At 73.9% G+C, this 11595-nt stretch carries 9 protein-coding genes and 1 pseudogene; 2 read left to right on the top strand and 8 right to left on the bottom strand.

What is annotated here, in order from left to right; genetic code table 11:
* Positions 1-129: 129 nt before the first annotated feature.
* The 5 genes and pseudogenes from ACZ4V6_RS21315 to ACZ4V6_RS21295 all read right to left on the bottom strand — a co-directional run bounded on the left by ACZ4V6_RS21315 (position 130) and on the right by ACZ4V6_RS21295 (position 4076).
* On the bottom strand, positions 130-585 hold the full coding sequence (locus ACZ4V6_RS21315) for an SDR family NAD(P)-dependent oxidoreductase (RefSeq protein ID WP_467829602.1): 456 nt from the start codon (positions 583-585) through the stop codon (positions 130-132).
* Positions 507-1964: an aldehyde dehydrogenase family protein gene (locus ACZ4V6_RS21310; RefSeq protein ID WP_467829600.1), complete on the bottom strand. Its 1458-nt coding sequence runs from the start codon at positions 1962-1964 to the stop codon at positions 507-509. Before ACZ4V6_RS21310 ends, ACZ4V6_RS21315 begins: the two co-directional genes overlap by 79 nt.
* Before the next feature lie 131 nt (positions 1965-2095).
* A pseudogene (locus ACZ4V6_RS21305) lies at positions 2096-2710 on the bottom strand (integrase core domain-containing protein); the annotation flags it as partial.
* Positions 2698-2994 (bottom strand): recombinase family protein, encoded by a 297-nt coding sequence (locus ACZ4V6_RS21300; RefSeq protein WP_467829597.1) that lies wholly within the window; start codon positions 2992-2994, stop codon positions 2698-2700. The pseudogene ACZ4V6_RS21305 and the gene ACZ4V6_RS21300, both read right to left, overlap by 13 nt.
* 611 nt (positions 2995-3605) lie before the next feature.
* Complete coding sequence (locus tag ACZ4V6_RS21295) at positions 3606-4076, bottom strand: nuclear transport factor 2 family protein (protein ID WP_467829595.1); 471 nt, start codon at positions 4074-4076, stop codon at positions 3606-3608.
* A 161-nt stretch (positions 4077-4237) separates the two neighbouring features.
* On the opposite strand from ACZ4V6_RS21295, the gene ACZ4V6_RS21290 reads away from it, so the two are divergent.
* Positions 4238-4681, top strand: a complete 444-nt coding sequence (locus ACZ4V6_RS21290; RefSeq protein ID WP_467829593.1) for an Rrf2 family transcriptional regulator — start codon at positions 4238-4240, stop codon at positions 4679-4681.
* A gap of 348 nt (positions 4682-5029) precedes the next feature.
* On the opposite strand, the gene ACZ4V6_RS21285 is transcribed toward ACZ4V6_RS21290, so the two are convergent.
* A complete protein-coding gene (locus tag ACZ4V6_RS21285; RefSeq protein ID WP_467829590.1) occupies positions 5030-5356 on the bottom strand; it encodes a hypothetical protein in 327 nt (108 codons plus the stop codon).
* Here ACZ4V6_RS21285 and ACZ4V6_RS21280 point away from each other — a divergent pair.
* Positions 5355-5513, top strand: a complete 159-nt coding sequence (locus ACZ4V6_RS21280) for a hypothetical protein (RefSeq protein WP_467829588.1) — start codon at positions 5355-5357, stop codon at positions 5511-5513. The two genes, ACZ4V6_RS21285 and ACZ4V6_RS21280, sit on opposite strands and share 2 nt — an antisense overlap.
* A gap of 742 nt (positions 5514-6255) precedes the next feature.
* Here the strand turns inward: ACZ4V6_RS21280 and ACZ4V6_RS21275 are convergent.
* On the bottom strand, positions 6256-8643 hold the full coding sequence (locus ACZ4V6_RS21275; protein ID WP_467829585.1) for an SWIM zinc finger family protein: 2388 nt from the start codon (positions 8641-8643) through the stop codon (positions 6256-6258).
* Complete coding sequence (locus ACZ4V6_RS21270; RefSeq protein ID WP_467829583.1) at positions 8640-11573, bottom strand: DEAD/DEAH box helicase; 2934 nt, start codon at positions 11571-11573, stop codon at positions 8640-8642. Before ACZ4V6_RS21270 ends, ACZ4V6_RS21275 begins: the two co-directional genes overlap by 4 nt.
* Between the last annotated feature and the right edge of the window lie 22 nt (positions 11574-11595).

Below are 11595 nucleotides of genomic sequence, written 5' to 3'. Positions count from 1 at the left end.
CTGCGTGTCGTTTTGATTCCATCGGTTCCTGCGCGACCGAGGCGATGTCGGCGCTGCGTGGTGGGCTGCCCGAGCGCAACAGCGGCAGCAGCTGCCGGGTGGGCGGCGCAGGGCTCGGACGGCTCACCGTCAGCCGCTGCTGGTGTCCGTCCGCCGGCATGCCTCGGACGGTGCCGTTCCAGGTGAAGCCACACCCGCGTCGTTGACCAGCACGTCGAGGCGGCCGCGCCGTGCCGCCACTTCGGCCGCGGGTAGCCGGGTCTCGGCCGGAGCGGACAGGTCGGCGGTGTACTGCCCGGCCCCGAAACGCTGCGCGACCGGCACCGGTCGCCGCGGGGCACGACCGTGCGGAAGCAACTGGTGCACGGCTTCCGCGAGCTCCTCGGCCAGAGCGAGGCCAGGACCGTTCGTCGCTCCGGTGATCGGAATCGAGGCCCTGGTGCACCCTTCCTGTGCAGGAGGGCCGCCCGGCGCCCAGGTGGGCGCCGGGCCAGGTGATGATCTGATCAGTGAGCGGACTGGGTGTGGTCCTGCTCCACGTACACCTTGAGAGCCTGGAACTCCTCGATCGCTCGCGGGCCGCACAGGTAGCCGTAACCGCTTCCCTTGACGCCGCCCTCCTCGAAGTCCTCGCTGATGGCCCCCCAGGTGTTGATCCACACCGTGCCGGTGCGGATGCGCCGGGCGATCCGGCGGGCCCTCATCGAGTCCGAGCTGAACACCGAGGCGGCCAGGCCGTAGACGGTGGCGTTCGCCTTGGTCACGGCGTCGTCCTCGTCGTCGAAGATCTCGAACGTCTGGACCGGGCCGAAGACCTCCTCCTGCACGATCCGGACGTCGGTGCGGTCCACCTCGATCAGGCTCGGCCGGTAGAACGCGCCGGCGGCCAGCGGGCCGTCGGTGACCACACCGCCGCGCAGCAGCACCGTGCCGTACGAGGCGGCTTCCTCGACGATCGCGTCCACCCGCTGGGCGGACGCCCGGTCGATCACCGGGCCGAGCTGGGCCTTCTCGTCGTCGCCCGACCCGAGCCGCACCTGCGCGAGCGCGGCGGTGAGCCGAGTGCGCACCTGGTCGGCGATGTCCCGGTGAACCAGTACACGGGAGCCGGTGCAGCAGAACTGCCCGTTCATCAGCACCAGCGACTGCACAACAGTCGGGATCACCATGTCCAGATCGGCGTCGGGAAAGATCACCATGGGCGCCTTGCCGCCCAGTTCCAGACCGAGCCGCTTGAGCGTGGTGGAGGCCGCGGCCGCGATACGGCGCCCGACCGGCGTGCTGCCGGTGTAGTTGATCACGTCGACCTTGTCCGAGGAGACCAGGAACGGGGCCCCGGTGTTGCCGGACTCGGTGAACACGCTGACCACGCCCGCCGGGATCTCCGGGACCGAGGCCAGGACCTGCGCGAAAAGCTCGTTGGTCAGCGCCGTCTGAGCCGGAAGCTTGACCACGACGGTGCAGCCGGCGGCCAGCGCCGGGCCCAGTGCCCGCACGGTCAGCATGACGGGGGAGTTCCAGGGAGAGATGATCCCGGCGACACCGAGCGGCTCGGGCACCGAGTGGGTGTACTGGCCGGGTGCCGTCTCGGCGGCGCGCCCGGCGGTCTGGGTGCGCACAGAGGCCGCCGCGTACCGCAGCCACCCGACCGCACCGCTGACCTCCCACGTGGTCTCACCCAGCAGCTTGCCGTTCTCCCGGGACAACATGGCCGCGACCTCGGCTACCCGGGCCTCGAGGGCGTCGGCCAGCCGGCTGAGCGCGGTCGCCCGGAGCGAGGGAGTGCGCGCCCATTCGGTGGTCGTGAACGCGGCGGCGGCTGCGTCCACGGCGGCCGAGGCCTCTGCCTCACCACCGTCGTAGAACGAGCCGACGACGGTGCCGTCGGCCGGGTTGATCGATTCCAGGACCGAACCGGAGCCGGTCCACCGTCCGTTGATCCAGTGCTGCGCGATGGTGTTCATGGTCCGCTCCTCGTGGTCCCGCCCGGGTACCGGGCGGTTTCGATGTCTCCACGAGAATGGCTCGGCCGCCGTGCCGCCAGCCTCCGTCAGCTGACTGACATCCGGCCGACGGCTCGCTTAGGTGTACTCGGTCATGAGGTTGGTGACAGTCGGCTGATCGGTGCTTGGCCGCCGAGCGCGGTGTGTCGGCGGCCAGTGTTGTAGAAGACGGGCCAGGGCGCGAGTGCCCGGGTTCGTTGGGCGTTGCTGGTGAAGACCTTCCGGTAGGCCCATTCGGTCTGCAGCGTGCGGTTGAAGCGTTCGACCTTTCCGTTGGTCCACGGGCAGTGGGGACGGGTGAACTCCTGCCGTGCACCGAGCGCTTGGCAGGCTGACTGGAAGTCGTGTGAGAGCCGGTGGTTCTTGGCGCCGTCGGTCATCACTCGCTCGATGCGGGTGATGCCGTGGGCGTGGAAGAACGCGGCTGCGCGGGTGAGGAAGCCCGCGCAGGTGGTGCCCTTCTCGTCGGGGAGGATCTCGGCGTAGGCAAGGCGGGAGTGGTCGTCGACGGCGGCGTGCACACAGTCGTAGCCGATACCCCGCCCGCGGGCGCTCTCGCTGCGGCCGTGGGCCCGCCGGCCGCCGCCGGCGGGGATCTTGCCGAGCTTCTTGACGTCGACATGGATCAGGTCGCCGGGGCGGGGATGTTCGTAGCGTCGGTTGCTGGTCCTGGTGGCGCGGATGACCTGGCCGGTCAGCGGGTCGCAGGCGGCAGCACGGTGTGGAGCGTGTCGGCGGTGACGACCGGGGGTCGGCCGCCGCGCTTGCCCTTGCGGGCCGCGGTGCCGAGCCCCTCCAGCGTCGACTCCGAGATGTTCTCCCGTTCGGTCTCCGCCATCGCCGCGAGGAACGCGAACAGCGGCTTGCCGGGGCCGGTGGGGCCGTAGATGCCGGGCAGGGGCCCGGCGGGCATCTCCAGGACCAGGCCGTGAGCGGTGGGGTGGTCGGCGAGCACGGTGAGTTCGGCGGCGTCGTGGCCGAGCCGCTTCATCCCGTACACGGTGAAGATGACGCGGCAGTGCGGGGCGTGGGCCTTGACCTCCCGCGCCGTACGGCCGCCTCCTCGAACCGGGCCCTCCGCGGACGCGGGTGCTGATCTTCTCGCTGAAGATCTTGTCCCTCGGGATGCCGTGGCCCGCAAGGCGTCGAGAGGGGAGTCGTCGTCCTGCCCAAGGGCGGAGCGAGGGGCGCGGGTGGTGCCGTCTCCTGCGCCGGCCTCCGCGCCGGTTCTCGTGATCGTCACGGACTCGTGGCAGGCCGAGCCCTCCACGGTCCGCGCACGCGTGGAACTCGTCCACGGTCAGCGTCGGATGCGCAGGGCTCGGCGGCACGGGGAAGGGCAGTCCGGCCCCGCGCACCTCGATGATCTTCGGGGCGGGGTCTCGTCGCAGCCGTGTGTCTCGTGGAGGCGGGCCCGGAGAACGTCACTCGATGTGGGTCGTTGCCCTACCTGCCGGCCAGGGCTGCTGGTACTCGACGAGTCGGCCTGCCAGGTCGTGTCGGCGGCTGGGTGCGAACAACGACTTCGTTCAAGAAGCAGCGCCGGGTATGCGGCCCGAAGAAGGGAGTGTCTTGTCGCATACTCGGCGCTGACCGGCGGAGTTACGCCGTCGTGGCTGCTGTCCCGGTGGCTTCGACTGCGGACTTGAAGTCAGGGTGGACCCCGATTTGCTCGAGCCACACGTTCATCGAGTTGTAGCAATTGAACCTTTCGACCTTTCCGTCACGGAGGTACCAGAGGTCCGCCGCCGGCACGTCGATCCGGTTCCCGGTCGGTGGGATCTCGCCGACCGGGGTCGGAAACCCTCCGAGATGCGTGCCCTGGATGCGCAACTCCACGGCGACGACGTCACCGAACGCATGCACCTCGAGCAGCTCACGGTGTACATCGGGGAACGAGCGGGCGAGGCCCGCGATCACCTGAGGAATCTGCTCCCCGCGGAAACTCTGCGAGGTCGACATGTCGTTGAACGACCCGTCCTCGGTGAACAAGGCCAGGAAACCGTCACCGTCGAGAACGTCCCCTTCCGCGAGCCGGTAAGCCTCGCGAATGGTCTTTTCGTTACTTTCCATCCCTGTTCTCCTTCGATTTCGCAACACGCTCACGGTCCACGCTTGTCTTTGGTCGACCCTTCCCGACTGTCGTAACGGTAATCGTTACGACAGATTGTCGCAACCTTCACTGTTGCGACTGCGCTGTCGTAACATGGAGCGTTGCGACCGGAGGAGGGGTCATGAGCGCCAACAGCAGGCTGACCATTGCCGCCCATGCGCTGGCCTGGATCGGTCTCTACCAGCGCCAGGGCCACGAGGTCGCCACCTCCGAGAAGATCGCGACCAGCGCGAACACCAACCCCGTGGTGATCAGGCGGCTGCTCGGCGAGCTGCGCAGGGCCGGGCTCGTGGAGTCCCGGCGGGGCGCGGGCGCGGGCTGGTCGCTGGCGCGCGAGCTGGGGTCGATCACCCTGCTCGACGTGTACGAGGCAGTGGAACCCGGCCCGCTGTTCGCGATGCACCGCACCACCCCGGACCAGGGATGCGTGGTGGGTCACGGCATCCAGCCGGCGATGCGGGACATCTACCAGGACATCGAGGAGACCCTGAGACACGAACTGGCCCGCGTCACGCTCGAGAAGGTACTCAGGGACGTACTCGCGGCACCTCGCCAGCCTCTCTGATCAGCTGGACGACCCCGTGCGAACCGTAGGGTTCGGCGTGGGTCCTGCCCACCGGGGCGGAGTGACGTGAGCGTGGAGACGGAATCCCGCGCCGAACGCGTTGGATCCGCCGCCGGAACGGACGGCGGGCGCAGGCCGAGCCCACCTCGGACCAGGCCGTGCTCGTCCAGCGGCTCCACGACGAGGAGCGGGAGAAGACCGTCCAGCAGATCCCCGACAGATCCGGCGTGCCCCGTTTCACGGTGCACGGGCACCTCGACAAGCCCAGACCGTCCCCCGCCAGGCCCAGAAGGCTGCGACCGCCCACCCAGCCGGACAGCCGGACAGACCATCAGCTGCCGCACTTCCTCAGGCCCCGGGTTCCTCCGGTGACGTCGGCGGCTCGGCCGGCGTCGGCATGGGCGGCCGGAGGAGGACGGCACGGGCCGCGGAGGGGGCGAACAGGCTGGTGACGGGTGCACAGAGGCCCAGTACGGAGCGGAAGGCGGTCCCCGCCACCGGGTCACCGGGGTAGCGCTCCAGGACGCGCCGCAGATACCAGCCGGCGACGCGGTCCGCCGGCCCGGAGGCCAGGGCACTGCCCACCGCGCCCGGCCCCGACCAGCCGGTTGTCGAGGACTTCCCCGGGCGTTGGGACGAGGACGCCCCCGTCATCGACTTCCGTGCGGACTTCATGGACCGCTCCGGGGACGACGAGCGCGTCCCGGTGGTGGTCTTCTCCACGGCGAAGGTGGAGGACAACACTCTGAAGAACACTCGCTGCTTCGTCTTCAGCGATTCTCACCCGACGCGCGAGCGGGACAAGGTCAAGGCTCTGGACCTCGACTTCTGATACGTCAGCCGGACTTCTGTATCTCTGCTGTCATCGGCGTGACGGTGGGGAGTGCAGCGGGGCTGGGCAAGCGCGTGACGGTCTTGAGCCGACCGTCCCGTCAACGGGTGCCCGCGCCGCATGCAGTGACAGCGTCAGGGCCGCCGTCCTGCCCGCCTGCGCTCCGGTGAGGATTCGTCCCACGGCTCTGGGCAGAGGCCCCGCCGAGGATGCCCCCGGCGGGGCCTCGGTCTGTCACCGGCCCTGTCACACGTCTGTCACCAACTACGCCGACGCCACCGGACCGCAAAGCCCTGGCCTGCTACAACGCACACACCATGGACTGGCGTGGACGCCCGTAGACGGTCTTTACGACCTGTGCCGTGTGGTACCCAGTGAGAGCCCCAGGATCAGAACCGGAGCGTCCTCCGGTCCGTCAAAGCGGTACTGCAGGGTGTTCGGTGGTGTCCCACTCACGCCCCAGACCCTCTCATGTGCCACGCGGTTCCCTGTCACGGGGACGTGCGGCGAGGCGGACGGCTCCCCGTCGCGCGAGCCGGGACTCCCCCGGTCACCTCGCGTTTCTGGGCGGTTCTCGGCGCCGGGCGGGCTGTGGCCCCACTCGTCGGTTCCAGCTCGGGGAAGCGGCGCGGGCTCTGCGACGAAGCGGGCGGGTTCCCTTGCGGCACCGCGTGGCGGGCCGGTGATCGCCGTCTCCGGCAGCGCCGTGATGACGGTCCGCGGCCGGGAACGGCGCACCGGGTCACAGCTCCCCGGCGCCGACCAGGCCCGTCAGGGCGCCGATCGGGTCGAGGTCGGGGGTGCCCCGGGGCCACCAGTCGTCGTGGCCCGGCTCGGACTCGTAGGCGTACCACAGACCGGTGCGGCCGAGGCGGAGTTGGAGGTGCCCCGCGGGGTGGGTGAGGCGGTTGCGCCAGGGGCGGAAGGCGGGGAGGTCGGCGGCGAGCAGCAAGGGGCGGGCGCGGTCGAAGCGGCCGGCCGGCGGGTCCCAGGGCTCCTCCAGGACGGCGAGGCCCTCGAGGACGCCCTGCCGCCAGGCGGCCACCGCGCGCGCCAGTTCGGACGTGCTGCGGCCGGCGGCCCGGGCCAGGGAGGAGTACAGCGCGCGGGTGCCGGCGGTGAGGCCGGAACCGGGGCGTGCGGCGGCGTGGCGGACGGCGTCCTGCCACAGCGTCAGTCCGCCGACCGGGTCGCGGCCCGTGGTGAGCAGGGCGTGGGCGCGGGCGGCGGCGTCGGTGGCCAGCTGGTCCAGCGCGAAGGGGTCCGGACCGCCCGGCGCCGCCGGGTAGGCGGGGGGCTGTCCGGGGTGCGGGGGCGCGGGCAGCGGCGCCGGGAGGGGCGGGAGCGACCGCTCGGCCAGTGCCTCGGTGGCCCGGACGCCGGGGAGCGGCGCCGGGCCCTTGTCCTGGGCGGCGCGGGCCGCGCGGGCGGCGCTGAGCCGGGACAGGGCGTCGAGCAGCTCGCGCTCGCCCCTGCCGCGCAGCAGGAGCAGGACGAAGGGGTCGGCGTCGAGCAGCCGCGCCGTCTGGTAGCAGAGGGCGGCGGCGTGCTTGCAGGGGTGGCCGGAGTCGGGGCAGCTGCACCGGGGGACGAGGTCGCCGGGGCCGGGGAGCAGCGGGATCCCGCAGTCGGCGAGGGAGTGGGGCAGTTCCTTGTCGAGCAGGGCGGCGATGTGCCCCGGCCGCTCGGCGGCGGCCTCCAGGAACCGCTCCCAGTCGGCGTCGTCGAGGGTGCGCAGCCGTACCTGTACGCGGTACGGCCTCGGACGGCTGCCCTGGACGTAGGCGAGGACGAGGCCGGGCGTCACGGTGATGGCGTCGACGTGCCCCCGTTCCGCGTAACCGCGGCCGCGTGCCAGCCGCTCGGGGTCCAGCGCGCCCTGCTCCAGCGCGGTCGCCCACGCGTTCCCCCACCAGGTCTCGGCGAAGCCGCCGTCCGGTGCCGGCCGGGGCGGGAAGGCGGGGAAGGTGCGGCGGAGGTCGCCGTCGCGGTTCGGGGCGGCCATGGAGCGGGGGGTCGCCGGCGCGGTGGGGCGGTCCTGGCCGTACGTCACCGGGTGCGCGGTACGGCCCCGCACCGCCGGGTCCCCCTCCGGGGGCGGCGCCACGGCCTGCCGCGGTGGTGGCGGCTCGTGCGCCGGCCGGGAGGGCGGGAGCGACGGCTCGCCGGTGGCCGCCGGGTCTTCGGCGGGGCCCGCCGTGCGCTCGGCGGGAGAGGGCGCGGGGCCGGGGACGGGCTCCGCGTCGGGGGACGGGGCAGGCACCGTCGGTGCCGTCACCGCGCTCCGGGGGGTTCCGGCGGTGGTTCCGAGCGGCGGAGCCTCGTCGGGGAGGTCCGCTTCCGGAGGCAGACGGAACGCGCCCGTGACGAAGTCCCGTACGACGCGGGCGCGGGCGTCGGCGGTGGGGGCACCGCCGGTCCCGTGCGGACGACGGGCCGGACGCGCGGGCCGTCGCGCACCCGTCGCGTCCTCGGCCGCGGTGTCCGTCTTCGCCTGCCGGCGGGCCGCCCGCAGCGCCTCGCGCGCCACGTCCGCCGGCCGGCTGTCCTCCCCGGCCGCGGGGACGGGGGCCGTACCGGTGACAGGCGGCGTGGGGTCGGCGGCGGCCGTTCCGCCCGGAGGTGCGGGCGGGCCGGTGGCGGGGTCCGGTGCTCGGTCGCGGTGGTCCGCGGGGCCGGGGGACGCCGCCCCGGCCGTCCCCGCCGCTTCGCCGGGCCGGCCCGCCTTCCCTGCCGGGGAGCCGGGGGTGCCGGAGGTGCCCGGCGAGCGGCCCGCGGTCGCGTCCGGTCCCGCGGCGGTCCCCCGTGGAGTGCGGGAACGGTCCGCCGGGTCCCCGGGGGCCTCCCCCTCCCCCGCCGTGCCGTCGGCGCCCGCGTACCGCGCGATCCGCGCGCTGCGCAGCGCCGCGCGGGCGAGGTCCCCGGGGCGCGGTCCGGCGTGCTCGCTCCGGTCCCGGCCGGGGTCTTCGACAGGGGCCTGGGCGCGGTCCTGCTCCTGGGCAGGTCCTCGGTCCCGGACCGGCCCACGGTCCGCCGTGTCCGCGTCGGCCGTCAGGGCGGGCGCCGCCTCTCCGCGCTCCCGTGCCGCCCGCAGGGCGCGGCGGGCCTCGTCGGCGGGGCGGGGGGTCATGACGGCCTCCGCAGGGACACCAGGTCGGACAGCTCGCGGTCCGTCAGCTCGGTCAGGGCCGACTCGCCTGCGCCGAGGACCGCGTCGGCCAGGGCCCGCTTGGACTCGAGCATCTCGGCGATGCGGTCCTCGACCGTGCCCTCGGTGATGAGGCGGTGGACCTGGACCGGCTGGGTCTGGCCGATGCGGTAGGCGCGGTCGGTGGCCTGTTCCTCGACGGCCGGGTTCCACCAGCGGTCGAAGTGCACGACGTGGCCCGCGCGGGTCAGGTTGAGGCCGGTGCCCGCGGCCTTCAGGGACAGGACGAGGACGGGGGTCGCCCCGCTCTGGAAGCGGTCCACCATGAGCTCGCGCTCGGGCACCGGCGTTCCACCGTGCAGGAGTTCGGCCGGGACCGCGTGGGCGGCCAGGTGGGAGGCGATGAGGCGGGCCATGCCGACGTACTGGGTGAAGACGAGCACCGAGCCGTCCTCGGCGAGGACCGTGTCCAGCAGCTCGTCCAGCAGGGCGAGCTTGCCGGAGCGGGCGGCGAGCCGGTCGGCCCCGCCCGGCGGGAGCTCCTCCTTCAGGAACAGCGCCGGGTGGTCGCAGATCTGCTTCAGCGAGGTCAGCAGCTTGAGCACCAGCCCGCGCCGGGCCATGCCGTCCGCGGCCTCGATGGCGAGCATGGACTCGCGCACCACCGCCTCGTAGAGCGCGGCCTGTTCACGGGTGAGGGGCACCGGGTGGTCCGTCTCGGTCTTCGGCGGCAGTTCGGGGACGATGCCGGGGTCGGACTTCTTGCGGCGCAGCAGGAAGGGGCGGACGAGGCGGGCCAGGCGCCGCACCGCCTCCTCGTCCTCGCCGTTCTCCACCGCGCGCGCGTGCCGGGCGCGGAAGGACTTGAGCGGGCCGAGGAGACCGGGGGTCGTCCAGTCGAGCAGCGCCCACAGTTCGGAGAGGTTGTTCTCGACCGGTGTGCCGGTGAGCGCCACGCGTGCCGGGGACGGGATCGTGCGCAGCGCCTTCGCGGTCGCCGAGTACGGGTTCTTGACGTGCTGCGCCTCGTCGGCGACGACCATGCCCCAGGACCGTTCGGCCAGGGTCGCCGCGGCCGACCGCATCGTGCCGTACGTGGTGAGGACGAAGCCGCCCCGCAGGCCGTCCAGGGTGCGGTCGGGGCCGTGGAAGCGGCGGACGGGGACGCCGGGTGCGAACCGGGTGATCTCCCGCTGCCAGTTGCCCAGCAGGGAGGCCGGGCAGACCACGAGGGTCGGCTCGGTGCGGGCCCTTTTCAGGTGCAGGGCGATGACGGTGATCGTCTTGCCGAGGCCCATGTCGTCGGCGAGGCAGCCGCCGAGGCCGAGCGAGGTCATGAGGTCCAGCCAGGCCAGGCCCCTGAGCTGGTAGTCGCGGAGGGTCGCGTGCAGGCCGGGCGGGGGGTCGGCCGGGCGGACGCCCGCCGTCAGCCGGTCGCGCAGGGCGGCCAGGGCGCCGGCCGGCACCACCTCGACCGTCTCGCCGTCGGCCTCCGCGGTGCCGGTGAGGGCGACGGCGAGGGCGTCGACCGGATCGAGCAGGCCGAGGTCGCGCTTGCGGGCCCGGCGGGCGACGGCCGGGTCGACCAGGACCCACCGGTCGCGCAGCCGGACGACCGGGCGGTGGGCCTCGGCGAGGGCGTCCATCTCGGCCTCGGTGAGCGGGTCGCCGCCGATCGCGAGCTGCCAGCAGAACCGCAGCAGCTCCCCGCTCTCGAAGAAGCCCGTGCCGTCGGTCGCCGAACCGGGCGCGGGCCGCACCACCGCGGTCGCGGTGAGGTCCTGGGCGAGGTCGCGGGGCCAGTGCACGGCGACCCCGGCGGCGGCGAGCCGGCCGGCCGCGACGCCCAGCAGGTCGGTGACCTCGTCCTCGGACAGGCCGAGGACGTCGGGCACGTCCTGCTCGGTGAGCCGGTCGAGCGGTGGCCACACGCGCGCCGCCCGCCGCACGGCGAGGGCGGCGTCCACGCGCGCGCGGGGGCCGAACGCGGCGTCGGCCGCGCCGGACCACAGGTCCGCGGCGTCGGTGACGAGGGTGGGGTCGGCGAGGCTGTGCACCTGGACGACGGCGGCCCCGGCGCGGCGCGCGCCGCCGTTCTCGTCGCCGTCGAACAGGTCGTACGCCGAGAGGTCCAGGCGCAGGGAGATCCGTACGCCCGCGTCCATGCCGGCGGCGACCTCCGCGGCCCAGTCGTGGGCGCCGGGCAGGCGCTGGGCGGCGCGTGCGGCGAAGGGGCGGCCCGCGGCGTGGGGGGCGGCGGGGGTGCGGGGCAGGGTGTCGGCCACCGCGTCCAGGAAGGAGCGCATCAGCGCCTCGGGAGCCGGCAGCCGGATCGGGCCGGGCCCGTCCAGCGGGACCGCGTGGCCCTCGGGCGGCAGCGCGGCGGCCACCGCCCGCAGGTGCGCGATGTCGTCGGGGTCGAGCGGGCCGGCCCGCCAGGCGTCGTGCCCGGACGCCGTCAGGCCGGGCAGCAGGCGGCCGCGCGCGGTGAGCCGCAGGGCGTGCAGGGCGGCGGCGCCCCAGCAGGCGGTGGCCGGGTGGGCGGCCGGGTCGTGCCGGGCGCGCACCAGCAGGGGCAGGGCATCGGTGAGCGGGAGGGACAGCGCGGGCGTGGTGCCGCGGCGCACCCCGGCGCCGTGCCGGCGGACGACGGTGAGCTCCGTGGGCCCGGGCGCGCCGGCGGGCGGATGCCCGGGCCCGGCCCCGTCCTCGGGCGCCGCGCCGGTGACGGGGCCGCCCGCGGGGTCCCAGAAGGCGATCCGTCCCTCGCGCGGCGGGGAGGCGGGCAGGAAGACGGCGGCGAGCCGGGCGGACACGGAGGGGACGGGCCGCCCCCGCTCCGCCCGCTCGTGCGCGCGTTCGGCCGTGGCGGCCGTGACAGCCGTGGCGGCCGTTCGCATTGTGCCGCTCATACGTTCTGTCACCTCCCGCCCG

Source organism: Streptomyces sp. NPDC029152, assembly GCF_055564355.1.
This window is presented reverse-complemented; position numbering and strand designations above follow the sequence as displayed.